We start from the raw sequence: 26,513 nt of genomic DNA on the forward strand, positions 1-26,513 counted from the left end.
TCTTTATCTTTCTTACTGTTCTAATTTAGCTTTTAAATCCAACACATAAGCAACTACTTGCCAACGCTCTTCTTCATTTAGCTGATTTGCATAGGATCCCATTGTATTTTTACCATAATAAATAGTATGATAAATACTTCCTTCGGTTATAGCTCTTCCTATATCGTCGTATTTAGGAATCCCTAATATTTTTTCTCTCTTAACTAGTTGTCCTTGTCCGTCTCCTTTTGTTCCATGACAAATTCCACAGTAAATATCATAAAGTATTTTAGCTTCCACTAAATTTACTTGAGTAGAATCTAAAGGACTTTTCAATTCCGTTTTAGCTAACATATAACCTTCCATATCACTTGCGTAATCAAAAGGCATGTATCCTCTAGGCACAGTTCCATCTACTGGTAATTGGGCTTCAACACCGTTTCTAAAAGCATCAGATTCTGAATACGTTTCATAACCAACAGGTACATACATGTTAGGCATGAATTGGTAGTTGGGTCTTGAGTCGTTTTGACAAGACACAAAAGATGCGAATACTAATGCTATAATTGTTATTTTTACTAAGCTCTTCATATTACAATATTAATGTGCTTCTTCTTTTTCAATTAATTTAATTTCTACCGCTCCAGTTTCTTTAAGTAAGTTTTCCAATTCGGTTTCGTTACCATGAACTGCAATTTCCATTAAGAAGTGATCATCTGTAGTTCTTAAATCAGGATTTTCAGCTTTTTTAAAGGGCCACATTCTACTTCTTAAGTAAAAGGTGATAACCATTAGGTGGGCCGCAAAAAATACCGTTAGTTCAAACATAATCGGCACAAAGGCTGGCATGTTTTCTATATAACTAAAACTTGGTTTACCACCAATGTTTTGTGGCCAGTCTTCTATCATGATAAAATTCATCATAGCAACGGCAACACATAAACCAACACAACCATATAAAAAAGCCGTAATTGCTAACCTTGTTGGCGCTAATCCCATGGCCTTGTCTAGTCCGTGAACTGGAAAAGGTGTGTATATTTCTTCAATGTGATATCTCTCTGCCTTTACCCTTTTAACGGCAGACATCAATACATCATCATCAGTATAAATAGCGTGAATTACTTTTGAAGTTTCCATATTGCTACTCGTCGTTTTTTGTTTTGTTAACTTGGCTTCCAGACGTTCTTATATCTGATCCTGTACCTACTAAAGTATCTCCTCTTTCTCTAATGCTTTTATAACGCTCACCTGAAGATTTTAAAATAGTTTTTACTTCAGCTTGTGCAATTACTGGGAATGTTCTTGAGTATAATAAAAATAATACAAAGAAGAATCCTATTGTTCCAATAAAGATACCAATATCTACAAAAGTTGGTGAGAACATAGTCCAAGATGATGGTAAATAATCTCTATGTAATGAGGTTACGATAATTACAAAACGTTCGAACCACATCCCTACGTTTACTACAATAGAAATAAAGAATGAGAACATAATACTCGTTCTAAGTTTCTTAAACCACATAAATTGTGGAGAGAAAACATTACAACTCATCATTAATAAATAAGCCCACCAGTAAGGTCCTGTTGCTCTATTCAAGAATGCATATTGTTCATACTCTACACCAGAATACCAAGCAATAAATAATTCAGTTATATAAGCCACACCAACAATAGAACCTGTAATCATAATTACAATGTTCATCAATTCGATATGCTGTACCGTAATATAATCTTCAAGGCTACACACTTTTCTCATAATAATAAGAAGCGTGTTTACCATTGCGAATCCAGAAAATACTGCTCCTGCCACAAAGTAAGGAGGGAAAATAGTAGTATGCCATCCAGGAATAACAGATGTTGCGAAATCAAAGGATACAATGGTATGTACTGAAAGTACTAAAGGAGTTGCTAAACCAGCAAGAACTAAAGAAACTTCTTCAAAACGTTGCCAATCTTTTGCTCTTCCAGACCATCCAAAACTTAATAAAGAATATATTTTCTTTTGGAAAGGTTTAATTGCTCTATCACGTAGCATCGCAAAATCTGGTAATAAACCTGTCCACCAGAATACTAAAGAAACTGATAAATAAGTTGAGATTGCAAATACATCCCAAAGTAACGGAGAGTTAAAGTTTACCCATAGCGATCCAAATTGATTTGGAATAGGTAAAACCCAGTACCCTAACCATGGACGACCCATGTGAATAATTGGAAACAATCCTGCTTGAACAACAGAGAAAATTGTCATTGCCTCTGCAGATCTGTTAATTGCCATTCTCCATTTCTGACGGAAAAGTAATAGTACGGCAGAAATCAATGTTCCTGCGTGACCAATACCTACCCACCAAACGAAGTTGGTAATATCCCAAGCCCAACCTACGGTTTTATTTAAACCCCAAGTTCCGATACCTGTTGATATTGTGTAAATGATACAACCTATTCCCCAGAGAAAAGCTACTAGTGCAATAGAAAAAACTATCCACCAAGATTTGTTTGCTTTACCTTCGACTGGCCTTGCTACATCCACAGATACATCGTGGTATGACTTTTCGCCTGTAACTAAAGGTCTTCTAATAGGTGCTTCGTAATGAGACGCCATAATCCTTTTATAATTATTTTCTTAATTCGTTTTATTATGCTTCGGTTGTATTTCTCACTTTAGTATGATACTGCACATTTGGTTTTGTGCCTACATGTTCTAATAAGTGATACATACGATTATCTACTAAAAGTTTTGCAACTTTACTTTCTTTATCATTGATGTCTCCAAATACCATTGCTCCATTGCCACATGCAGAAGAACAAGCTGTTTGGAATTCACCATCTTTAATTTCACGTCCATCACGTTTGGCATCAAGAATAGTTTTTTGTGTTTTTTGAATACACATAGAACATTTTTCCATAACACCACGAGATCTAACTACAACATCTGGATTTAATACCATACGTCCTAAATCGTCATTCATATAGTAATCAAACTCATCATTCTCATTATATAAGAACCAGTTGAATCTACGTACTTTATAAGGACAGTTGTTTGCACAGTAACGTGTACCTACACAACGGTTATAAGCCATGTGATTTTGACCTTGACGTCCATGAGAAGTTGCTGCCACAGGGCATACAGTTTCGCAAGGAGCATGATTACAATGTTGACACATTACCGGTTGGAAAGCTACTTGTGGGTTTGCCGCAGCAGATTCCATTTCCTCAAGAGCATCAATAATTGCTAATCCTTTGGTATCGTCTTTTTTAGTATTATCCCCTGCAAACGTATCTTCAGAAGAATAATATCTATCAATACGCAACCAGTGCATATCGCGACTCTTACGCACTTCTTCTTTACCTACAACTGGTACGTTATTTTCTGCATGACAAGCTATTACACACGCCCCGCATCCTGTACAAGCATTCAAATCGACTGATAGGTTGAAGTGATGACCGATAGAACGATCAAATTCATCCCATAAATCCACATCTGGTGAAGTAACCGGAGTTTCAACATGATTTAAAGATACTACAGGAACAGCATTCCAAGCAGATTGCTCTTTTGTATTAAAAATCTCTAAAGTGGTTTCTCTAATAATGTCTCCACGACCCATTAAAGTATTATGCAACTGTACACTTGCAAATTCGTGCATTCCAGATGCTGCTGCAACACTTACATTTTGTACGGTATTAAAATCTTGGTACAACACATATGCGTTAACACCAGTTTTCATTTCATTTTTCAATCCAGCTTTTCTACCATAACCAAACGAAAGACCAACAGATCCTTTTGCTTGTCCTGGTTGAATAATTACTGGCACATTTTCTACAGTAACCCCATTTACAGTCACGTTTGCATAACTACCATCTAAGCCACCATTAGCGACATGTTCGTTTTTTAATCCCAATGCTTCAGCATCAGCTTTTGAAACAGTTAAATAGTTATCCCAAGTTGTTCTTGTAATAGGATCTGGAAACTCTTGTAACCATGGGTTATTGGCTTGTTGACCATCTCCCATTCCTACTTTAGAGTATAATGTTAATTCCATACCTTCAGAAGTCGCCGAACCGATTAAGGCTTTAGCGGCCGAAATACCAGTGGCAACAGATACTCCTGATAAATTACCAGTTGTTGTTGTGGTTGAAGATGATGTAGAAGTAACATACTCATCTTTATCTTCATCTTTAATTCCAACTCCTACGGCTGCATCATGAATAATACCTCCAACTAAAGTTCTATCTTTTTTCTCTTTTAAAACGCTAGAAGAAGTTTCAACAGTTTCTGTTGAAACAGTATTAGATCCACCCACAGAAGTAGTTCCTTTTACAAAAACTCCATCGTGTAAAGCTTGGCTAAATGATGTACTACCTAAAATACTATCATTCCAAGTTTGTTTTATATAATCGTGGTAAGAAATATCATTTCCAGTCCAAACTAATAAAGCATCTTGAAATTGCATGGTATCAAATAAAGGACGAATAGTTGGTTGCATTAAAGCAAAATGTCCCTTTTTGATTTCAACATCTCCCCATGATTCTAAATAATGAGGTGCTGCTGCAATATATTGTGTTTGCGTAGAAGTTTCATCTGCTTTCAAAGAGAAAGTTACAGACAAATCTGTTTGCGCTAAACCTTCAGCAAATGCTGAAGCATTTGGCAATGTATATAGTGGATTAACACCACTCATAATAATAGCTCCTACTTTACCTGCATTCATATCAGCAATTAAAGTATTTACAGCTTTATCGCTACCTTGTCTTGTTTTTATTGGTGTAGAGGCATCAAATGCTTTAGAATTTAAATACTCATTAATTTCTAATACAACAGTTTGTGCATTCATATCTTGAATACCAGTTACTGCAACACCTTTACTTCCTGCACTTTTAAGTTGAGAAGCTGCTTTACTTACTGCTTCTAATATATGTGCTGGTAAATCTACAGAAACAGATCCACCAACTACTTCGCTATATAATTTAGCTAAAACTAATTTTTGTTGACTTGGAGTTAATGGTACACGTTTGTCTGCATTGGCTCCAGTTAATGACATGTTCGATTCAAATTGAATATGACGAGACATTTTTCCTTTAGCAGGAATACGCCCTACAGCATAGCCAGAGTCAAAACCACCACCTTGCCAATCGCTAAGAAAATCTGCTCCAACTGAAACAATTACTTCAGCTTTAGAGAAATCGTAATTAGCTAATCCTCTCTCATTATATTTAGCTTCAAAAGCGTCTAATGATTCAGATTCTGAAATGGCATCATAAACTACATGATTTACGTTTCCGAATTTCTGCTTAAAATCTCCAATTAATCTTGAAGTAGATGGACTAGCAAATGTTTGAGTTAATAAAACTATTTGTTTTCCAGAAGCACTAAGTTCAGTTAATTTTAGACTTACTTCTGAATTTAAATCTTCCCATGAAACATAACCTTCTCCTTTAACAGGACCCTGCATTCTCAAACTATCGTACAAACCTAAAACCGATGCATTTACTCTGGCATTTGCTCCACCAGTTGCGGATGCCATAGTATTGTTTTCGATTTTAATTGGACGACCTTCACGAGTTTTTACTAATACGCTAGCAAAATCAAAACCATCTGCAATTGTTGTTGCATAGTAATTAGCAACACCAGGAATTATTACTTCTGGCTGTACAACATATGGAATGGATTTAATAACTGGTCCCTCGCAAGCAGCAAGAGATGCCGCAGCTGTACTGAAACCAACATATTTTAAGAAATCACGACGTGTTGTTTTAGAACTCTCTAAAGAATTTTTATTACCTAAAAATTCATCAGTAGGAATTTCTTTAACAAATTCGTTTTGTTGTAGCGTCTCAACAATAGAGCTATTTTCGTTTAGCTCTTCAACACTTTTCCAGTATTTCTTGTTTGATGACATATTATATAATTGAATTACTTCTTATTTATTTATTTTTCCTCTTTCACGAGATTCCGTTTTCACGGGAACTACTAAAAACTTTATTTCTAGTAGTGACACTTTCCACATTCCAGACCACCCATTTGTGCTGCTGTAAGTTTATCTACACCATACTTTTTGGATAATTCTTCATGTATTTTAGTGTAGTATGCATTATCCTCCACTTTTACATTGGTATCTCTGTGGCAATTAATACACCAACCCATTGTTAAAGGAGCAAATTGAGATACAATTTCCATTTCTTCAACTGGACCGTGACATGTTTGACATTCAATACCTCCAACAGTTACGTGTTGAGAGTGGTTAAAGTAAGCGAAATCTGGTAAATTATGAATTCTCACCCATTTAACTGGTTGTGTTTCACCTGTATATTTTTGGTCTGCATCACTCCATCCAGCTGCTGCATATAATTTTTGGATTTCACCATCATAAAATTCTTTGCTGTATTCTTCAGTTGCTGTAGTTTCTGCAACTTCATAAATAGATTTATGGCAATTCATACAAACATTTAAAGAAGGAATCCCAGATGTTTTACTAACTCTAGCTGAAGAGTGACAGTATTTACAATCGATACCATTATCTCCTGCGTGTATTTTATGTGAATAGTGAATTGGCTGAACTGGTTGGTATCCTTGATCAATACCTACTTGCATCATATAACCATATAGAAAATATCCACTAGCCAACAATAAGAAGATAACTGACACTAAAACCAAAAATTGATTCTTAACAAAAGCTTTCCAGATTGGAAGTCTGTTAGTTTCTTGTATCTCAACACCTTTTGCTTCAGCAAAACGGTTTAATGTACTTCTTACTAACACTAAAGCTATTGCTAATAAAGCAAACAACAACGCTAAGGCTCCTAATATTACTTTATTAGAAATACCAGAATCTGATGTTGCACCTGCAACTGCTCCTGTAGCTCCAACAACTGGCGCTGGGGCTTTAGATTCTTCAGCAGTATATGCTAGAATGTTACTGATGTCTTCATCTGATAATTGTGGAAAAGCAGTCATTGCAGCACCACCATACTCATCAAAAATCTTATTTGCATAAGCATCCCCAGATTTAATAACACCTGAACTGTTACGAATCCATGCTGCGATCCATTCTATACCAAGTCCTTGGTCGTCTGCTAGCCTTTGCTCTATATGACGTAATGCTGGACCAGTCATCTTCTTATCTAACGAATGGCACGCAGCACAGTTCGTATTGAACAAAGATTTTCCTTTTTCAGCATCGCCATCTTGGGCGAAAATTGTGGTTGAAAGCGTTAGAATAAAAATGATACTTAATGTAAGAATATTTCTGCCTAACTTACGGTTACTCACCTGTTTCATATTAATTGTTGAATTAACTTCTAAACTTTGGTATGGTTTTTTCACTTATGTGAAGAAAAAATACATTCATAAAATCACTCGCAAAAGTAATATTAAAAGTCGATTTGAGAAATGTTAGGGAAGTGTTAATTGGTAATTTAGAGGAATTCTAAATAATAAATCCCCACAAATTTCAGTTAATAAGATATACATTTGCATTAAAAATACTTGAAAATGAAAATATTGAACCCTAAAACCCGCTTATTTACCATAGCTAGTATGGTATGTTTTACTTGTCTAAGTTTTGCACAACAAGGCACAGTTATTATCAATCAAGATAAAGAAATAACCCAATTATTAGATTTAAAGACCAAAATTAACACGTCGGAAGACACTTCTGACAGATATAAAATTCAAATTTACTCAGGAAATAGAAGTGAAGCTGAAAAAACCCAAAGTACTTTTAAGTCTTTAAATCTGGAAATGCCATCAAAATTGGTTTATGAAACACCAAACTATAAAATTTGGGTCGGGAATTTTAGATCGCAATTAGAGGCCGATAGAGCCTTAGTAAAAGTAAAAGCCAAGTTTCCTGCCGCTTTTAAATTTAAACCTAAAAAGGATAAGGAATAAGGCTTCTTGTTGGTTGTTGGTTGTTGGTTGTTGGTTGTTGGTTGTTGGTTGTTGGTTGTTGGTTGTTGAAGTAAAATAAATAACCTGCCAGAACCAAAAAATTATTAGCAGATTAATTACAATTAACTCGATCCAATAAAAAGCACAACAATCATAGATAGATTAACTAGTTTGTTTTTGATAGTAAATTCTAAAAAGAGTATAAAAACTATTTAAAGATTACCAAAAACATCATCCAAATAGAAACAAAAAAAGCGACCAATTGGTCGCTTTTTTTTATTTATGTTTTAGAAATTATTTCAATTTCTTTTTAACTTCTACTTCGTGATACGCTTCTATAACATCACCTTCTTTAATGTCGTTATAGTTTTTAATTTGCATTCCACAGTCATATCCTTTTGCAACTTCCTTAGCATCGTCTTTAAAACGTTTTAAAGAGGTTAATTCACCTGTATAGACAACTACACCGTCACGAATTAAACGAATACCTGAGTTTCTAAAGATTTTACCAGAAAGAACCATACAACCAGCAATACTTCCAATTTTAGAAACTTTAAAGATTTCTCTAATTTCTGCTGTTCCTGTAATTTCTTCTTTAAGCTCTGGAGATAACATACCTTCCATAGCATCTTTAAGATCGTTAATAGCATCGTAAATAATCGAGTACATTCTGATATCGATTTCTTCTTTGTCGGCTATTTGACGTGCATTACCCATTGGTCTCACATTAAATCCTATAATAATAGCATCTGAAGCGGTTGCTAATAACACATCACTTTCTGTAATGGCACCAACACCTTTATGAATAATATTTACTTGAATCTCTTCTGTAGATAATTTTTGGAAAGAATCTGTTAATGCTTCAACAGAACCATCCACATCACCCTTAAGAATGATATTTAATTCTTGGAAATCTCCAAGTGCAATACGTCTTCCAATTTCATCCAAAGTAATATGACGTTGTGTTCTAACAGATTGCTCACGTTGTAACTGTGTACGTTTGGTTGCAATTTGTTTCGCTTCACGCTCGTCTTCAAAAACGCTAAATTTATCACCTGCTTGTGGCGCACCGTCTAATCCTAAGATAGAAACTGGTGTTGATGGACCAGCAGTTTTTACACTGTGACCACGCTCGTCATGCATTGCTCTAACTTTACCGCTATTTTTACCGGCTAGTACATAGTCTCCAACTTTTAAGGTTCCTGCTTGTACTAAAATAGTTGACACATAACCACGTCCTTTATCCAAGAATGCTTCTACCACTGTACCAACTGCTGCTTTATTTGGATTTGCTTTCAGCTCTAATAATTCGGCTTCAAGTAATACCTTTTCTAATAATTCTTTAACTCCTGTTCCAATTTTAGCTGAAATATCATGAGATTGAATTTTCCCTCCCCAATCTTCAACTAATAAGTTCATTTGTGCTAAACCTTCTTTTACTTTTTCAGGATTAGCTCCAGGCTTATCTATTTTATTGATAGCAAATATAATTGGCACACCAGCTGCTTGAGCATGTGCAATTGCTTCTTTTGTTTGTGGCATGATCGCATCATCAGCAGCAATTACAATAATTACTAAATCTGTTACTTGAGCTCCACGAGCACGCATGGCTGTAAAGGCCTCGTGACCAGGAGTATCTAAAAACGCCATTTTTTGACCGCCTTCTAATTCAACTCCATAAGCACCAATATGCTGTGTAATTCCACCAGATTCACCAGCAATAACATTTTCTTGACGTATATAATCTAAAAGTGACGTTTTACCGTGATCTACGTGTCCCATTACTGTTACAATAGGTGCACGTTCTATTAAATCTTCTGGTTTATCTTCTACTTTTTCAATAGACTCTTCAATATCTGCTGTAACAAATTCTACTTCGTAACCAAACTCGTCCGCAACAATACTTAAGGTTTCTGCATCTAAACGTTGGTTCATGGTAACCATCATTCCTAAGGACATACATGCCGAAATAATTTGGGTTACAGACACATCCATCATAGTTGCAACTTCGCTTGCTGTAACAAATTCTGTTACTTTAAGGATTTTGCTATCTGCATCTGCTGCTTGTAAATCTTTAGCAGTTTGCTCTCTATGTTGATCTCTTTTATCTCTACGATACTTAGCACCTTTTCCTTTGCTAGATTTTCCTTGAAGTTTTTCTAAGGTTTCACGTACTTGATTTTTAACCTCTTCTTCAGTAGGCTCTTCTTTAACTACGTTTCTTCTTCCTCTTCCTGCTCCTGGGCCAGATCCTGGTTTACCTTTAAATCTATCATTTCCACCAGTTCTTGGTGCAGATGTATTTCCAGTTCCTGGAGCTCCAACTTTACTTATTCTACGACGTTTTTTCTTGTTGGCGCTGCCAGCTTTATCGTCTTTCTTCTTATCGTCAACTTTTTTCTTAGGCTTATTAAATTGCGAAAGATCTATTTTTTCTCCTGCAATTTTAGGACCTGAAAGTTTTTGATATTGCGTCTTAAGTGTTTCGTCTTCGGCAGGCGCATCTACTTTCTTAGGCTCTTCCTTCTTTGGTTCTTCCTTTTTAGGAGCCTCAGGTTTAGAAGTTTCTATTTTTGGAGTTGCCTCTGTTTTAGCGACTACAGCTTCCGGTTTTAAAACTACCTTTTCTGCAACCTTTTCTTTAGGCTCCTCAGGAGTTTTTACTTTTGGCTTTTCTTCGACAACTTTCTCTTCTTCTACCTTTTTTTCGATTGGTTTTTCAACCGTCTCTTGAGGTTTTTCAGCTTCTACAGCTTTTTCCTCTTTTTTGGCAGGAGTTTCGACTATTTTTTTATTAGTCTCCAAGTCAATTTTACCAACTTGTTTTGGGCCAGTCAATGTCGATTTAGCCTTCACAACTTCAGCTGCCTTTGCGGCTTCCTCACGTTTTGCTCTAGCTTTTTCTTTTTCTTCAATCTCGCGTTCACGCTGTTCTTTCAGAGCTTCTTTTTCTTTCAGCTTCGCTTCACCAACTTCTTGAGATGCCATTTTCTTGTTGGCATCTGTTTGAAATTCGTCTGAAAGGACCTGATAAACCTCGTCTGAAATTTTTGTAGTTGGACGCTTCTCTATCTCGATGCCCTTGGTATCTAAATACTCAACAGCACGATCTAAAGAAATGTTTAACTCGCGTAATACTTTATTTAATCTAATTGTTTCAGCCATAAATTGCTTTAATATAACCTAAAAATATGTTATTCTTCAAATTCTTCTCTTAGAATCCTAATAACGTCAATAATTGTTTCTTCTTCTAAATCTGTTCTTTTTACTAAATCAGCTACTTCTTGTTCTAGAATACTTTTTGCAGTATCTAAACCAGCTTTACTAAATTCAGCAATAACCCAGCTTTCAATTTCGTCAGAGAATTCAGATAATTCTACATCTTCCTCTGCACCTTCTCTAAATACATCTATTTCATAACCAGTTAGTTGTCCAGCTAAACGGATATTGTGACCTCCACGCCCAATAGCTTTACTTACTTCTTCTGGTTTTAAAATAGCTTCTGCACGTTTGTTAACTTCGTCTATTTTAATAGATGTAACACGCGCTGGACTTAAAGCTCTTGTAATATATAATTGTAAGTTACTAGTATAATTAATAACATCAATATTTTCGTTTCCTAACTCACGAACTATGCCATGAATTCTAGATCCTTTCATACCTACACAAGCTCCAACTGGATCGATTCTATCATCGTAAGAATCTACAGCTACTTTTGCTTTCTCTCCTGGAATTCTTACTACATTTTTAATAGTAATTAAACCATCGAATACTTCTGGTATTTCTTGTTCGAATAATTTCTCTAAGAATGTTGGAGAAGTACGAGACATGATAATAGCTGGCTTATTTCCTTTAAGCTCTACACTTTCAATAATACCACGAACGTTGTCTCCTTTTCTAAAGAAATCTGAAGGAATTTGTTTTTCTTTTGGCAAGATAATCTCATTTCCTTCGTCGTCCAATAAAATTACTGCTCTGTGACGAATATGATGTACTTCTGCAGTATAAATTTCACCTACTAAGTCTTTAAACTGCTTATAGATGTTAGTATTGTCGTGTTCGTGAATTTTAGAAATTAAATTTTGTCTTAATGCTAAAATAGAACGACGTCCAAGGTCAATTAACTTTACTTCCTCTGAAACATCTTCCCCTACTTCAAAATCTGGCTCGATTTTACGAGCTTCAGACAATGATATTTCTTGATTTGGCTCTTCTACTTCACCATCTGCAACAACTACTCTATTTCTCCAAATTTCTAAATCTCCTTTATCAGGGTTTATAATAATATCAAAATTGTCGTCGTCTCCAAATTTCTTTTTTAAGGCATTTCTAAACACATCCTCAAGAATCGCCATTAACGTGACACGATCAATTAATTTATCGTCTTTGAATTCTGAAAACGAATCAATTAACGCAAGATTTTCCATATCTCCTTTGAATTAAAATTTTATCATAACTTTTGCTTCTACAATATCTCCGTAGGCAATTTCTGCCTCATTCTGTACTGTCACTTTCCCTTTACCAACTGGCTTAGGCTCTCTTGACTTCCACTGTACCTGAATGTTATTATCTGTTGCATTAATTAGATCTGCTTCTATAACTTTATCGGTCATTTTGATTTCTAAAGTTCTACCAATATTTTTCTTATACTGTCTAACACTTGTCAAAGGCGCTGTTGCCCCAGCCGAAGCCACTTCTAATGAATAATCTATTTCTTCTCTGTCTAAATTATTCTCAATAGCACGGCTAATAAACATACAATCTTCTACTGTAACACCAGTGTCGCCATCAATGACAACCTTAATGGCATTATCGTCTAAAATAGACAAGTCTATCAAAAACAGATGTTGTTTTTGCTCTAGCCCTTCGTTTAATAAATCTTCTACAGTTGTTCTAAACATTTTTTGGTATAAAAAGAGGGGACTTACCGTCCCCTCATATCTCGTAATTCTTACAACGGTGCAAATATACAAAATTTATATTGAAATACAATGTTAGTAAGTACTTTACTAATTAAATGTCAAATTAACCTCTTCAGACACCAAATCTCCTTGCTCATTTATACCATTGATTATAAGCTTTAAAGCTGTATAGCTTTCTTTTGGAATGGTTATATAGTTAGAACTATTTGGTTTTAAAATAAAATTTGGGATCCATTCTATAGCGCTATATTTTTCTAATGAATTTTGACTATTAAAAATTAAGTTGCTTTCGCTAAACAAATCTTCAGTTTTTGTAAACCCAAAGGTGGTTTCACTAGAGAATATTTTTACGTCTGCTACGCTAGCGTTATTTGTATCCGAATCTAAATAATCTTCAACCCCCTTTAACTCAACTAACACAACACCATTTGACCCTCTAATACCATAGCCTGCACCAGCTCTGTTAAGCTTCACAGATTTTACATCTTCTGCCATAATATCTCCTAATATAGACGGATTGGACGGTATTCCATCAATAATCAACAAGGCCTCAATAGAACCAAAAGCAGTGTTTATTCCTCTACTTTTAAAATAAATATGGTATCCGCTTGATTGCGTTAAACCCGGTTCGCTCCTTAATGTCTTCAGTTCAGAAAACTGGTCTAAATATTCAAAAAGTGTGCAACCTTGACAATTAATTTCATCTTTTACTTTTCTTCTTGTAAAACCCGCACCTAATTCTGCAGGACTATTGATAATTCCAAAGTCAGGGAAGTCGTCTACTTCTACTTCCCTTCTTTTTTTTCCAGACAATAGGACCTCGTCTAATTGTTCCTCTGAGGAAACTAAACTGTATTCATTTTCATTATTTCCACCTTTATTTGGTTCCGTTTCGTACTGTTTAAATGTGTTTTGTTTAATTACAAGTAAAGAATCTATAGGGTAATCTAGCTTTTGTTTCTGTACTTTGAATTCTGCCTCAACCACATTTCCTCTAGGACTTAATAATGCTATGTTAAACTTTGATGGATGATACAACAATAAATTGTTGAAAGAAAAAGTATTGTTCTTTTCTATCTTTCCAAATATCGATATGTTATTTTCTTTGGAGGTTAATAAAATTTTGTAACCATAAAGACTAGTGAGATCCGTTAGCACTTCGCCAGTTATAGAAATACCATTTTCAGGATTTCTTAACTTGACACTATCTTTAACCTTTAAAATATTATTTTTGGGACTTTGCATTTGCAAATTAAGATCGAGATTCTCTAAGCTATTTATTTTCGAGACATAAGGCGCAATTAAAAAGGCATTATATATTGAATTCGAATTGTTGTTTATAACATTTTGTCCTGGCAAAATAGAGACGCTTGTATTTGCTACTATATAACTATTAGGCATTTTTAAATCTATGGTCAGAGAATCTTTTGTTTCCATAGTTTTATTAATACTCAACTCAATTTCTCTTTTTTTATCATAAAAAAAATACCTACTAGAAAGGGCTTCATTTTTCTTATTGAACAGTGTTATAATATTTACCCCATCAAACAAACTTTCTGGTTTTATATTTAGCAAATAGTTATTGATGTTTTTATTAATTTTAAAAGGAAGTACAGACCTACAAATGTCATTTCTGTGTATGACAGCCAAAATAGTTTCGTTATTATTTTTAATAGCCGTGTCATTATTGATTCTAACAGTAAAGCTGGTTTCTTTTGAATTTGAACTGTTTGGATCATGATGAATCACAAATCCTTCTTTTTGAGCCAATGGAACGTTTATTTTATACCCTTTTTTATCATACAATATTTTAAAATAATATTCTCTATCCGGATAATAATCAAAATTAACAGACCCTAAACCGTCGGCATTAGATGTGAACTCTTCAACAATTTCTCCTGTAAATGTTTTTATTAATTCACCTTTAGTTTCTAACGGCAATCCGTTTAGAGAGATTTTATAGTATAGTGTATTATTGGCTCTAGATAGCAACATGTTACTTTCAGGAAAAAAGGCAACTTGTAGGTCCTTTACCTGCACAATCTGTTCTTCTATTAGATCGTTCTCATTTGCCATCTCTACTTTTTTATCTAATAAATTTACCACTTGAATTTCGCTGATATTTTTTTTCTTAAAACTTGCATTATAATTTGTATCCAACATGATATAATAAGTCCCAGATTCTAAACCTTCATCTAATTTAATACTTCCATTGACTAGGCCATTTTGCACAAAAAACAAGTAATGATCAATTAATTCCCCATGACTGTCATAAATACTAAAATGTAAATTGGTAGTACTATTACTTGGTAAATTTGTGTCATCATTTACAATATATGCCTTATAATGAATGTATTCTCCTGAAAAATAAGTTGTTTTATTAGTATGCAAAAAGAATTTCTCTTTTGGATCGTTTTTAAAAACCTGGTTAGACTCTAAAAAGGTTGTGGCTTCCTTTACTAATTCATTTTGTGAGAAACCAAAAGAGCAAATAAAAATTAAAGTTAAAGAGAAGAAATATTTCATATCGTTTTCAGATTTTCAATATCAATGTTCTTCTGTATGCAGAATAAATTCATATTGTTAGAACCTTAAATATAGTTGATTTTTTTCTGTTTTTAACGAATAACAAAAATTACGAAAGAAAAAGACTTCAATTTGATTGCTCACGAAGCTCCTAAGACTAACAGATGCTATTATTCCAAATATTAAAAGTAACCGTAAAAACTTCGAAATTAATTATATTGAAAACTATGGAATTAACAAACAATGTTAATTAAATGTCACACTAACTTCTTCAGAAACAATGTCACCTAGCTCATTTATTCCATTAATTATAAGCTTGATAGCCGTATAACTTTCTTTTGGTATTGTTATAAAGTTGGAGCTATTTGGTTTTAAAATAAAATTAGGTATCCAGTCTATAGTGCTATATTTTTCTAAGGTTTCTTGACTATTAAAAATTAAGTTATCAGATTTAAACATATCCCCAGATTTTGTAAACCCAAAGGTGGTGCTACTTGAAAATATTTTTGTTTCCTGGATGTTATTTGTTTCAGAATTTAAATAATCCTCAGGCTTTTTTAATTCGACCAATATTACGCCATTTGACCCCCTTAAACCATAACCTGCTCCAGCCCTATTAAGCTTCACAGATTTTACATCGTTTGCCCAAAGATCCGTAAGAATAGAACTATTCACAGGCAAACCGTTAACAATTAGCAAGGCAGCAGCACTCCCGAAAAACGTATTAGTTCCTCTCGTTGTAAAAGTTACGTGAGCATCTCCTAATGCGTCTATTGATGTTCTAAGGTTCCAAAATTGATCCAGATATTCAAAAAGAGTACATCCCATGCATTCTATTTCTTTTTTTATTATTTCACGGGTAAAACCATTGCCCAATGCTCCAGGCTCATCGATAATTCCAAAGTCTGGGTATTCATTTACCTTTTCTTCTTTCCTTGTTTTTCCGGACAACACAATTTCATTTAATTTTTCTCCTTCATACACAAAATCAAACTCGTTGTTAGCCTCTTTCTCTAAGCTCTTTATAACATTCTTTGTTGGAGTGTGCTTTAATTCTATTATGGAATCCAAAGGATATTGAACATGCTTTTCCTCCACTTTAAATTCAGCATCAACCACCTTTCCTGTAGGGTTTAATAAGGCTAAATCATACTTTGAGGGATGATATATTAATAAATTGTTAAATGAAAATTTGTTTTTACTTTTTACATTTTCTATAAGTGCCACACCGTTCTCTTTAGATGTTAACAACACTTTATAAGCCGTTGTAATTGGGAAATCGGCTAGCACTTCTCCAGAAATTGAAATTCCGTTTTCTAAATCTCTTATTTGCACATTTTTATTAATGTTAGAAATATCACTTTTGGGACTTGCAATTTGCAGAGCTAAATCGATATCTTTTAATTTGTTGTCAATAGAAACATATGGCGAAATTAAAAATGCCGTATAAATTGTTTTCGAATTAGTATTTACAACATTCTGCTCTGGCAAAATAGACACACTAGTGTTTGCTTTTATAAAATTATTAGGCATTTTTAAGTCGAGGGTTAAGGAATCTTTAGTCTCCTTAAACTTGTCAATTTTTAATTCAATATTTTTGTTTTTATCATAAAAGAAGTACCTGCTTGATAAAACTTCATTTTTCTTATTGAACAAGCTGATAACATTTATTCCATTAAATAGATTTTCAGATTTTATGTTTAGCAGATAATTATTAAGGTATTTATTAATTTTAAAAGGAATGACAGCCCTGCAGGAATTATTTCTATGAATGACAGCTAAAACAATGTCATTATCATTTTTAACAGCTGTGTCTTTATTTATTTTAACAGTAAAGCTTGCTTCTTTTGAATTTGATTTTTTTGAATCGTGATGAATTACAAAACCTTCTTTTTGAGCTATTGGAACATTAATTTTATAAGTTTCTTGATTATGACGTATTTTAAAATAATATTCTCCATCCAAATCATAATTAAAATTAATAAATCCCATTCCATCTTTACCTGAAACGAACTCGCCAACAACGTCACCTTCGCCCGATTTTATCAATTCTCCTTTAGTATCTATTGGTAATCCGTCTAGAGAAATTTTATAGTATAACGTATTATTCACTTTAGAAAGTAACACATCACTTTCTGGAAAAAAGGCTACTTGAAGACCTTTACGTTCTTCCACCGGAATATGGTCTACTAATTCAATTTCGTCTGTAGCAATGGTTTTTTTATCTAATAAATTTACTACTTGAATTTCGCTAATGTTTTTTTTATTAAAACTTGTGTTATAGTATGTATCTATCACTAAAAAATAAGTTCCAGATTTTAAATCCTTCTCTAATTTAAGACTCCCGTTTACAGTGCCACTTTCAACAAAAACCAATTGATGACTTACTAAATCCCCATTGTAATCATACATACTAAAATGAAGATTGGTCGTGATATCGCTAGGCTCGTCTGAATAATCGTCCACTATATATGCTTTGTAATTTATATGTTCCCCAGAAAAATAAGTAGTTTTATTAGTGTGAAGGAAGAACTTCTCTTTTTGATAGTTTTTAAAAACCTTATTTGATTCTAGAAAGGTTGTAGCTTCTTTAATCAATTCTTCTTGCGCAAAACCAGTCGAGCATATAAAACATATTACTGTGAGATAAAGATATTTCATGAGAATTTAAATTATTCACAAAAAACGCTTAAATATTTAAATAATTCCCAATTAGAACATCAAAATATCGTTATTTTTTCATATTTTTAAGAAAACCATTTTTAACTACTTAAATCTCACCCATGAAAAAAATTCTTGTACCAACAGATTTTTCCGAAGAAGCTGAAAACGCCTTAAAAGTAGCCGCTCAATTGGCAAAAAAATATGGAAGTGAGATTTATTTAACACATTTATTAGAGCTTCCATTTACACAACTTGACGCTCTTAGCCAACATAGCGAACTTCCAGAGGCCATGTTTTTTATGAAATTGGCTCGCCAAAAATTTAAGGATGTCCTATCAAAAAAATATTTAGAAGGTATTACTGTTTATGAAACGGTAGATTTTAATCAATCTTTTTCTGGAATTGCAGATACGGCCAAAGAAAATAATGTCGACTTAATAGTCATGGGGTCTCATGGAGCTTCTGGATTTAAGGAAATGTTTATAGGCTCTAATACCGAAAAAGTAGTTAGAACTTCTGAGGTTCCCGTTCTCGTAATTAAAAATGAACATGAGACATTTGATATTAATAATATAGTTTTTGCTTCAGATTTCAAAAATGATAACAAGGAAACTTACAGGCAGGCTTCTGAATTAGCCCTAGCTTTTAATGCCAAATTACATCTATTAATGGTCAATACCGCTAATAATTTTACAACTACAGCAAAAGCAAATTCTAGAATTTTAGATTTTATTAATGGTTACAATTATAATAATTATAGCATTAATATTTATAATGATGAAAATGTAGAACAAGGTATTTTAAACTTCTCTCATAGCATCAATGCCGATTTAATTGGCATTAGCACACATGGCAGACAAGGTATTTCGCATTTTTTAAACGGAAGTATTAGTGAAGATTTAGTAAATCATGCCAAAAGACCTGTCATTACTTTTAAAATATAATAAATTGATAAAACACAAAAAAAGCCTTTCAATTAATTTTTGAGAGGCTCTATTGTTTAACATTATGTGGGTAACTTCGAAGAGGATCCATTTAATCTAACCTTTCAACAGGCAGATTTTTAGACACATACAACTCCTGAAACAAAAAAATCCCAATCAAATAAATGATCGGGATTAATTTTGTTGGCCCACTAGGGCTCGAACCTAGACTCTTCTGCACCAAAAACAGACGTGTTGCCAGTTACACCATGGGCCAATATCTCAATTTGAGAGTGCAAATTTAGAATAAAGTTTCATATGTGCAAACATTTTTGAAAGAAAATATTTTTTTAAACTTAACGTTTCCTTAAAAACCTTAAAGGTTTCATAATTATTATTAAATTCGCACATCAAATAAGACAGACTTACATGACACAATTCACTTATAAAAAATGGAATTCCATTCTTGGTTGGTTTTCATTTTTAATTGCACTTATCACTTACAGCCTAACGGTTGAACCAACGGTAAGTTTCTGGGATGCCGGCGAGTATATATTGACATCCTCTAAATTACAGGTTGGTCACCCACCAGGAGCTCCACTATTTCAAATGTTTGGAGCCTTCTTTTCAATGTTTGCTTTGGAGCCAAGTCAGATAGGATTGGTCATGAATCTTATGAGTGCTGTTGCAAGTGCCTTTACTATTTTATTTATGTTTTGGACCATCTCCTTACTACTTAAAAAAATAGTAAAACTTAATGGTGAGTTTACACTATCTAAAAAAATAGCTGTCCTTGGTTCTGCATTTGTTGGAAGTTTAGCCTTTGCTTTTACGGATTCTTTTTGGTTCAATGCCGTTGAAACTGAAGTTTACGCCATGGCAACCCTAATTATGTCTGTGTTGTTTTATTTAGGATTACGTTGGGAAGAGGATATGGAAAAGCCACGTGGAAACAAATGGCTAATTCTTATTGCTTTCATTATCGGACTTTCGTTTGGAGTTCACTTTATGGGACTTTTAACCATTCCGGCTATCGGGTTGATTTATTATTTTAAAAATTATAAAACGGTAACAGTAAAAAACTTTTTAGTTGCCAATGTGGTTTCTGTAGCCATTTTACTGTTCATTTTTAAAATGCTATTGCCAAATGCCTTAAAGTTATTTAGTGCTTTCGAAATCTTTTCTGTAAACTCAATTGGACTTCCTTTTAACTCAGGAACCGTAATAGCTGGTATTCTTTTAATAGCCGCTTTCTATTTTGGAATAAAATATACTAGAGACAAAAATTACAAACATTTGAATACTGGAATTTTATGTTTGTTATTTATTTTTATAGGATTTTCTTCTTGGTTGATGTTGCCTATTCGTGCCAATGCCAATGTGGTAATTAACGAAAATGACCCTTCAGATGCTAGAGAACTTTTAGCTTATTATAATTTAGAACAATACCCTGAAACACACTTGTTTTATGGCCCTTTGTTTACCGATCAATATTCAGGACTTGATGAAAACGAACCATACGTTGACGATAAACCTAATTATGAAAAAGATTACGAGACAGGAAAATATGTTATTATAAACGACTGGAAAAACGCAAAACAAAATTACAATCACGAGCATGCCGCCATTTTACCTCGTATGTGGAGCCAAGAAAATGCTGAAAACTACATGCTTTTTTCTGGATATTTGGATTTTAATTTAAAACCTGAATACCAGATGCAAAATGAATTGCGTTCTGCCGTTTCAGAATTTAAAAATAATTTAGCCCAAGGCATGGTTGACTATGAAGACTATCATGCATTTTTAAAACAATTTGGACAGTACGTTAATGTTGATAAGCCATCTTTAGGCAGCAACATAGCTTATATGCTAGAGTTCCAATTAGGATATATGTATTGGAGATATTTTTTCTGGAATTTTGTTGGAAGACAAGATGATATTCAAGGAAGGTATGATAACCATGGAAATTGGTTAAGCGGCATTAACCCAATTGACGAATGGCATTTAGGTTTTTCTCAAGACAACTTACCTAGCGATGTTAAAAACAACAAAGCTAGAAACACCTACTATTTTTTACCATTTATTTTAGGGCTTATAGGCTTGTTTTTCTTATTTAAAAAAGACAAAAAACTATTCTGGACCATGTTGGTGTTTTTCTTGTTTACAGGTTTAGCCATTCAATTTTATACCAATGTGAGGCCATTTGAACCTAGAGAAAGAGATTACTCCGTGGTTGGCTCCTTCTACGTATTTGCTATTTGGATAGGTTTTGGTGTCTATTCAATATTCGAAAAATTAAGCAAGTATTCAGTCTCTAAATTTTTAGCTCCAGGAGTTACTTTAGTCTGTTTCGCTTTAGTTCCATGTATTTTAATAGCTAACAATTGGGATGACCATGACAGATCAGATAAATATACGGCTAGAGCCATGGCTAAAATGTATTTAGATTCCTGTGCTGAAAATGGGATTCTTTTCTCTATTGGAGATAATGATACTTTCGCATTATGGTATGCACAAGAAATTGAAGGCTACAGAACAGATGTTCGTGTTGTGAATACCAGTTTATTTCAAACAGATTGGTATATAGATCAAATGAAACGCAAAGCATATGAGAGTGAGCCAATTCCTTCGCAATTAACGCATAAGCAATATCGATCTGGTACTAGAGATTATATAATGAAACGAATAATCTCCAAGGACACTATGGCTATAAAAGATTTTATGGATTTTATTTCTAGCGATAATGAAAGAACTAAATTCAAATATTTTTTAGAGCAACAAGGTGAAGACCCTAGTTTTTATCCAGCGCAATATATCAAATCAAACTATTTTCCTGTTGAGAACATTAGAGTTCCGGTTAACAAAGAAAATGCTTTAAAATACGGCATTGTTAAGGAGAAAGATGCCGATGAAATGGTGGATTATTTAGATGTAAAAATCACCGATAATGCCATTTTTAAAAACAGATTATTAATGTTAGACATTGTAGCTAATAACGACTGGAAACGTCCAATCTATTTTACTGGCGGAGCTTTTGGCAACGAAGATTATATCTGGATGAAAGATTACTTGCAACTAGATGGGATGTGCTATAAATTGGTACCAATTAAAACACCTGTGGACAGAGCTAATCCGTTTGATATGGGACGCGTCGACAGCGATTTAATGTATGATAAAGTTTCTAAATGGGATTGGGGTAATAGTGGAGATCCAGACATTTACCACGATATAGAAACTCGTAAAAACTCTATTACCTACAGAGGGAATTTAGCACGTTTAAGCGAACAATTAATCAATGAAGAAAAACTAATTAAAGCTGAAGAAATAGCAGATATAGCCATGGATAATATGCCTGTGGAACAATTTGGTTATTATACCTTATTAGAGCCTTATATTGGCATTTATTATGAGGTGGATTCTAAAGATAAAGCTCAGAAACTCTACAAAGATGTCTCGAAGAAATATCAAGAAAGCCTTACCTATTTCAGTAAATTGGATGTGGACAGTCAATATAAATTAATTGAAGATATTCTTACAGATATTGAAAGATATAAAGGGATCTTAAATGTGCTGCAACGCTATGACAAAGACTTTTATAGAGATGAATCTAAAATATTTACCAACTATTTAAACTTATTTAGTCATTTTTATCAAGGTGATGAGGAAGATTCAATACCTCAACAAAACCCGGATTTAAATCAGGAAAAAGAATTGGATAGTATTTTATTGGATCTAAATAACTAAAACATGGAATTTATTCCAGCCAGACTTCCTCTGTTCATAAAAAAAATATTCCCTAAATACCTATGGCATATTTCGACAGAGGAAAAGGTCATGTTTTTAACTTTTGATGACGGTCCTACCCCCAAAATAACCCCATGGACGTTAGATGTTCTAAAACAATATGGAGCCAAAGCTACGTTTTTTTGTATAGGAGAGAATGTGCAGAAAAATCCTGAAATATTTCAGAATACATTAGACCAAGGACATTCTATTGGAAATCACTCATTCAATCATCCCAATGGAAGAAAAACCAAAACTCAAGATTATTTAGAAAATGTTAAGCAAGCTCAAGAAATAATAAATTCCCAACTTCAACAATCAACGCTCAACAACCAACAACCAACAATCAATACTCTTTACCGTCCGCCTTATGGACAAATAACAAAAAAACAAGGCAGAGAATTATTGAAATTGGGCTACAAAATAATTATGTGGAGTGTACTTGCCATAGATTGGAGTTCCAATACAACAAAAGAAAAGTCTTTAAAAAATGTTATTAGGAATGCTAAAAATGGAAGCATCGTTGTTTTTCATGATAGTGAGAAAGCTTCAGAAAACATGCAGTATGCACTACCAAAAGTGCTTGACTATTTTAGCAAGAAGGGATATACGTTTAAATCTTTAAATCCAGAAGTTTTAGCGACTACACAAATTCTTGGATAATACCAATTAAGGTATTGGCATCCTGTTCGCCACTATGGCGCCATTTCATTTCGCCATTTTTATAGATAATTAATGTTGGTAGGCCTTTTACTCTAAGAGCTTCTGCCAGTTCCTTATTTTTATCTACATCAATTTTTATAACTTTTGCCTTATCTCCTAAAGCGGCAGCAACATCCCTTAAGACAGGATGCATGGCAGTAGACTGATCATTCCATTCAGTAAAAAAATCAAGTAATACAGGAATATCTACATCTATAAGTTCCCCAAATTTTGACATACTTTTTATGATTTAAGTCAAATGATTATATACAAACCTACGTATTTTTTTCATATATTGAATATATGCCTTATAAATAGTACATTTCAGCTAATCTTTAATATAAAAATAAGCATTTTTAAAGTTAGAAAACAACCTCAGTCTCTAATTATGCCAAATCTTTAGATTTTTTTAACTCTATCACGGTAATTTCTGGCCAAATCCCCACTCTACCGGGATAACCTAAGTATCCAAACCCTCTATTTACATTAATATACTGGCCCATTTCTTTATAAATTCCAGCCCAATATTTATAACGCCATTCTATAGGACTCCATTTTATCCAACCTGGAATTTCTATTCCAAACTGCATACCATGAGTATGACCACTTAAGGTTAATTGGTATTTATAATCGTCGCCAATAACCACATCTTCCCAATGAGACGGATCATGACTCATTAAAATTTTAAAGTCGTCTTTATCGATGTTTTCAGCAGCCTTTTTTAAATCTCCTGCCTTTTTAAAAACACCTCTTCCCCAGTTCTCAACACCAACTAAAGCCAAACGCTCACCATTTTTTTCTATAAAACGACTTTCATTTAGCAACAAATCGAATCCAATATCTTTCTGGATTTGTTTTAATTCCTCGAGGTTTGCCTGTTTTTCTTCCTTTGTATCCCACTCCACATAATCGCCGTAATCATGGTTACCAAGGATGGAAAAAACACCATCAGTCGCTTTCAGTTTATTAAAAACATCTTTCCAAGGCAACATTTCTGAGGATTTGTTATTGACCAAATCGCCAGTAAAAAGAATCACATCAGATTTTTGTTCGTTAGCTAAAGCAACGGCATATTCAACTTTCTCTCTATCATCGAAACTTCCAGAATGTATGTCACTAAGTTGTGTAATCTTGTAGCCGTCGAAGGCTTGGGGTAAATCGTCAAAATGCAAGGTGTATTTTAGAACTCGAAAATCATATTTTCCCTTATACATACCATATAATAAAGAAGAAAAAGGAATAGCGGCCAAACCTAAAGCAATCTGACTAACAAACCTTCGTCTAGAAGGCACGTGGTAATTTCTTTTAGAAGATATAAATTTATGGTACAAGCCAGCTATAAATCTAACAATATCCTCACTTAATAAAATGAGTGAAATTATCAAAGTAAAAGACAAAAAAGTTAGTAAAAATCCAAAGGCCCAACTTTTAGGTTGAGAGAGCACGCGACTATTAGAAGCCAAGGTAAATTCAAATATAAAATTACCTGCAACTAATAAAGCAAGACCAATAAAAATGAGATATACCCATTTATTTTTAGTGAGGGTTTTTATGGCTTGGTAACCGTAAACCACCAAAAAAATATAGGCAATTGCCAAAAGAATGGAGCGTAACATATTCAAAATTTAAACAAAGGTAATTGAATAGTTTCATTCCCATTGATTTACAAAAAACTTTAACCATCTGTTAAGATATGCCTCAACTTGAAGTAAGTGATTTTTAAAACCATTTAATGGTTAAATCAACTATTTTTTGTTTCCAATTAGTATAAGGAGGCGTTAATAAATCTACCGCTCCAATGGTGTGCTGTTTTAAAACCGATCGCTGATTAGCAAATTCTAAAAACCCAAAATAACCATGAGACTTTCCAATACCACTATTATTAGAACCTCCAAAAGGTAAATTATGATTTAAAAATTGTAATAAATTATGATTTACGCACGTACTTCCTGCTCTTGTATTTTGAATTATATAATCAATGGCTTTTTTCTTTTTACTAAAAATATAAAGAGCCAAAGGCTTTTCTTTTGAATTGATATAAGTTATAGCCTCTTCAATGGATTTATAGGTTTTTATAGGTAAAATAGGGCCAAAAATCTCTTCCTGCATCAAGGTTGCATCCTCCGTTAAATTACTTACTAAAGTTGGTTGTATATAACCATCTGATGCATTAAAGCTTCCACCAAACTCAACAGTACTTCCTTTAGACTTGGCGTCTTCCAAGCCACCTTTTAATCTTTCAAAATGTTTGTTGTTAACTATGCGACTATAAGAATTAGATTCTTCTGGATTTTCAGAATAAAATGAACTTACTTCGTTTTTAAAACAGGTTATAAAATCTGCTTTAAGAGACTCATGAAGAAGCACATAATCTGGTGCAATACAGGTTTGTCCTGCATTGGTAAATTTTCCATAAACAATTTTCTTAACCGCTTTTTCAAGATGTGCAGAATCATCAATTATTGAAGGCGATTTACCCCCTAACTCTAGGGTTACAGACGTTAAATGCTGTGAAGCCGCTTTCATAACTATTTTTCCAACTGCTGGCGAACCAGTAAAGAAAATATGATTAAACGGTAACTTCAATAACTCCTGAGACACTTCCACTTCACCTTCAACTAAAGCAATTTCATTTTCATCAAAAAGTTCAGACACTATTTTAGCCATGACTTTAGATGTATGAGGTGTCATTTCCGAAGGCTTTAAGATAACCGTATTACCTGCCGCAATAGCAGAAACCAAAGGACCAAAGGTTAGATTGATTGGATAATTCCATGGAGAAATAATCAAACACACACCTTTAGGCTCATTAACAATATACGAACTAGCGCCTAACAGAGCCAATGGCGTATCTACTTGTTGGTTCTTTAACCAAGATTTTAGATTTTGCTTTACAAAGTTAATTTCATCAATTACCGGGTAAAGTTCCGTTAGATCCGTTTCAAGTTGTGGCTTTTTAAAGTCTTTAAAAATAGCTTCCCGAATTTCCTGTTTATAGGTTACTTCAAGTGCTTTTTTTAAGCTATTTAATTTTGCAATCCGTTGTTTATAAGACGTATTTCCAATTTGAAACTGATTGGCTTTTTGCTTGTTAAATAAATTAGAATATGTATTATTATCAATCATTTT

The 26,513-nt window shown here is 33.6% G+C and carries 17 protein-coding genes and 1 tRNA gene; 4 read left to right on the top strand and 14 right to left on the bottom strand.

The window, feature by feature from the left end; translation table 11 throughout:
• Positions 1-12: 12 nt before the first annotated feature.
• The 5 genes from IEV77_RS01140 to IEV77_RS01160 form a co-directional block, all read right to left on the bottom strand.
• On the bottom strand, positions 13-570 hold the full coding sequence (locus IEV77_RS01140; RefSeq protein WP_188461036.1) for a c-type cytochrome: 558 nt from the start codon (positions 568-570) through the stop codon (positions 13-15).
• Between the two features lie 9 nt (positions 571-579).
• Positions 580-1,116 (bottom strand): DUF3341 domain-containing protein, encoded by a 537-nt coding sequence (locus tag IEV77_RS01145; RefSeq protein ID WP_188461038.1) that lies wholly within the window; start codon positions 1,114-1,116, stop codon positions 580-582.
• Positions 1,117-1,120: 4 nt separating this feature from the next.
• Positions 1,121-2,578: an NrfD/PsrC family molybdoenzyme membrane anchor subunit gene (nrfD, locus tag IEV77_RS01150; protein ID WP_188461040.1), complete on the bottom strand. Its 1,458-nt coding sequence runs from the start codon at positions 2,576-2,578 to the stop codon at positions 1,121-1,123.
• Between the two features lie 34 nt (positions 2,579-2,612).
• On the bottom strand, positions 2,613-5,873 hold the full coding sequence (locus tag IEV77_RS01155) for a TAT-variant-translocated molybdopterin oxidoreductase (RefSeq protein ID WP_188461042.1): 3,261 nt from the start codon (positions 5,871-5,873) through the stop codon (positions 2,613-2,615).
• Between the two features lie 86 nt (positions 5,874-5,959).
• Positions 5,960-7,252: a cytochrome c3 family protein gene (locus tag IEV77_RS01160; RefSeq protein WP_188461044.1), complete on the bottom strand. Its 1,293-nt coding sequence runs from the start codon at positions 7,250-7,252 to the stop codon at positions 5,960-5,962.
• A gap of 213 nt (positions 7,253-7,465) precedes the next feature.
• Here IEV77_RS01160 and IEV77_RS01165 point away from each other — a divergent pair, with 213 nt between their 5' ends.
• Positions 7,466-7,864: an SPOR domain-containing protein gene (locus IEV77_RS01165; protein WP_188461046.1), complete on the top strand. Its 399-nt coding sequence runs from the start codon at positions 7,466-7,468 to the stop codon at positions 7,862-7,864.
• Positions 7,865-8,158: 294 nt separating this feature from the next.
• On the opposite strand, the gene infB is transcribed toward IEV77_RS01165, so the two are convergent.
• The 5 genes from infB to IEV77_RS01190 form a co-directional block, all read right to left on the bottom strand.
• The gene (gene infB, locus IEV77_RS01170; protein ID WP_188461048.1) at positions 8,159-11,029 is read right to left on the bottom strand and encodes a translation initiation factor IF-2; all 2,871 of its coding nucleotides are present in this window, start codon (positions 11,027-11,029) and stop codon (positions 8,159-8,161) included.
• Positions 11,030-11,058: 29 nt separating this feature from the next.
• Positions 11,059-12,291: a transcription termination factor NusA gene (nusA, locus tag IEV77_RS01175; RefSeq protein WP_188461050.1), complete on the bottom strand. Its 1,233-nt coding sequence runs from the start codon at positions 12,289-12,291 to the stop codon at positions 11,059-11,061.
• A gap of 12 nt (positions 12,292-12,303) precedes the next feature.
• The gene (rimP, locus tag IEV77_RS01180) at positions 12,304-12,765 is read right to left on the bottom strand and encodes a ribosome assembly cofactor RimP (RefSeq protein WP_188461052.1); all 462 of its coding nucleotides are present in this window, start codon (positions 12,763-12,765) and stop codon (positions 12,304-12,306) included.
• A 108-nt stretch (positions 12,766-12,873) separates the two neighbouring features.
• Entirely contained in the window at positions 12,874-15,312 is a 2,439-nt protein-coding gene (locus IEV77_RS01185) for a hypothetical protein (protein ID WP_188461054.1), read from the bottom strand.
• Between the two features lie 246 nt (positions 15,313-15,558).
• Positions 15,559-17,973, bottom strand: a complete 2,415-nt coding sequence (locus tag IEV77_RS01190; protein WP_188461056.1) for a TonB-dependent receptor — start codon at positions 17,971-17,973, stop codon at positions 15,559-15,561.
• A gap of 122 nt (positions 17,974-18,095) precedes the next feature.
• On the opposite strand from IEV77_RS01190, the gene IEV77_RS01195 reads away from it, so the two are divergent.
• A complete protein-coding gene (locus IEV77_RS01195) occupies positions 18,096-18,920 on the top strand; it encodes a universal stress protein (RefSeq protein WP_188461058.1) in 825 nt (274 codons plus the stop codon).
• A 183-nt stretch (positions 18,921-19,103) separates the two neighbouring features.
• Here IEV77_RS01195 and IEV77_RS01200 read toward each other — a convergent pair.
• Positions 19,104-19,176, bottom strand: a tRNA-Gln gene (locus IEV77_RS01200).
• A 152-nt stretch (positions 19,177-19,328) separates the two neighbouring features.
• Between IEV77_RS01200 and IEV77_RS01205 the strand changes: the two genes are divergently transcribed.
• Positions 19,329-22,643 (top strand): glycosyltransferase family 117 protein, encoded by a 3,315-nt coding sequence (locus tag IEV77_RS01205; protein WP_188461060.1) that lies wholly within the window; start codon positions 19,329-19,331, stop codon positions 22,641-22,643.
• Positions 22,644-22,646: 3 nt separating this feature from the next.
• On the top strand, positions 22,647-23,345 hold the full coding sequence (locus tag IEV77_RS01210; protein WP_188461062.1) for a polysaccharide deacetylase family protein: 699 nt from the start codon (positions 22,647-22,649) through the stop codon (positions 23,343-23,345).
• Here IEV77_RS01210 and IEV77_RS01215 read toward each other — a convergent pair.
• The 3 genes from IEV77_RS01215 to IEV77_RS01225 all read right to left on the bottom strand — a co-directional run bounded on the left by IEV77_RS01215 (position 23,326) and on the right by IEV77_RS01225 (position 26,510).
• Positions 23,326-23,622 (bottom strand): thioredoxin family protein, encoded by a 297-nt coding sequence (locus tag IEV77_RS01215; protein ID WP_148455135.1) that lies wholly within the window; start codon positions 23,620-23,622, stop codon positions 23,326-23,328. The genes IEV77_RS01210 and IEV77_RS01215 overlap by 20 nt on opposite strands.
• 148 nt (positions 23,623-23,770) lie before the next feature.
• Positions 23,771-25,000 carry a metallophosphoesterase gene (locus IEV77_RS01220; RefSeq protein WP_188461064.1) on the bottom strand — a complete coding sequence of 410 codons (1,230 nt, stop codon included), beginning with the start codon at positions 24,998-25,000 and terminating at the stop codon, positions 23,771-23,773.
• A 103-nt stretch (positions 25,001-25,103) separates the two neighbouring features.
• Positions 25,104-26,510, bottom strand: coding sequence for an aldehyde dehydrogenase family protein (locus tag IEV77_RS01225; RefSeq protein WP_188461065.1), 1,407 nt, complete (start codon positions 26,508-26,510; stop codon positions 25,104-25,106).
• Positions 26,511-26,513: the final 3 nt, after the last annotated feature.

Source organism: Xanthomarina arctica, from assembly GCF_014638915.1.
Lineage (GTDB): Bacteria > Bacteroidota > Bacteroidia > Flavobacteriales > Flavobacteriaceae > Xanthomarina > Xanthomarina arctica.

Coding starts and splice junctions, on each gene's coding strand:
- IEV77_RS01140 (WP_188461036.1), bottom strand. CDS start 570: ATGAAGAGCTTAGTAAAAATAACAATTATAGCATTAGTATTCGCATCT.
- IEV77_RS01145 (WP_188461038.1), bottom strand. CDS start 1,116: ATGGAAACTTCAAAAGTAATTCACGCTATTTATACTGATGATGATGTA.
- nrfD (WP_188461040.1), bottom strand. CDS start 2,578: ATGGCGTCTCATTACGAAGCACCTATTAGAAGACCTTTAGTTACAGGC.
- IEV77_RS01155 (WP_188461042.1), bottom strand. CDS start 5,873: ATGTCATCAAACAAGAAATACTGGAAAAGTGTTGAAGAGCTAAACGAA.
- IEV77_RS01160 (WP_188461044.1), bottom strand. CDS start 7,252: ATGAAACAGGTGAGTAACCGTAAGTTAGGCAGAAATATTCTTACATTA.
- IEV77_RS01165 (WP_188461046.1), top strand. CDS start 7,466: ATGAAAATATTGAACCCTAAAACCCGCTTATTTACCATAGCTAGTATG.
- infB (WP_188461048.1), bottom strand. CDS start 11,029: ATGGCTGAAACAATTAGATTAAATAAAGTATTACGCGAGTTAAACATT.
- nusA (WP_188461050.1), bottom strand. CDS start 12,291: ATGGAAAATCTTGCGTTAATTGATTCGTTTTCAGAATTCAAAGACGAT.
- rimP (WP_188461052.1), bottom strand. CDS start 12,765: ATGTTTAGAACAACTGTAGAAGATTTATTAAACGAAGGGCTAGAGCAA.
- IEV77_RS01185 (WP_188461054.1), bottom strand. CDS start 15,312: ATGAAATATTTCTTCTCTTTAACTTTAATTTTTATTTGCTCTTTTGGT.
- IEV77_RS01190 (WP_188461056.1), bottom strand. CDS start 17,973: ATGAAATATCTTTATCTCACAGTAATATGTTTTATATGCTCGACTGGT.
- IEV77_RS01195 (WP_188461058.1), top strand. CDS start 18,096: ATGAAAAAAATTCTTGTACCAACAGATTTTTCCGAAGAAGCTGAAAAC.
- IEV77_RS01205 (WP_188461060.1), top strand. CDS start 19,329: ATGACACAATTCACTTATAAAAAATGGAATTCCATTCTTGGTTGGTTT.
- IEV77_RS01210 (WP_188461062.1), top strand. CDS start 22,647: ATGGAATTTATTCCAGCCAGACTTCCTCTGTTCATAAAAAAAATATTC.
- IEV77_RS01215 (WP_148455135.1), bottom strand. CDS start 23,622: ATGTCAAAATTTGGGGAACTTATAGATGTAGATATTCCTGTATTACTT.
- IEV77_RS01220 (WP_188461064.1), bottom strand. CDS start 25,000: ATGTTACGCTCCATTCTTTTGGCAATTGCCTATATTTTTTTGGTGGTT.
- IEV77_RS01225 (WP_188461065.1), bottom strand. CDS start 26,510: ATGATTGATAATAATACATATTCTAATTTATTTAACAAGCAAAAAGCC.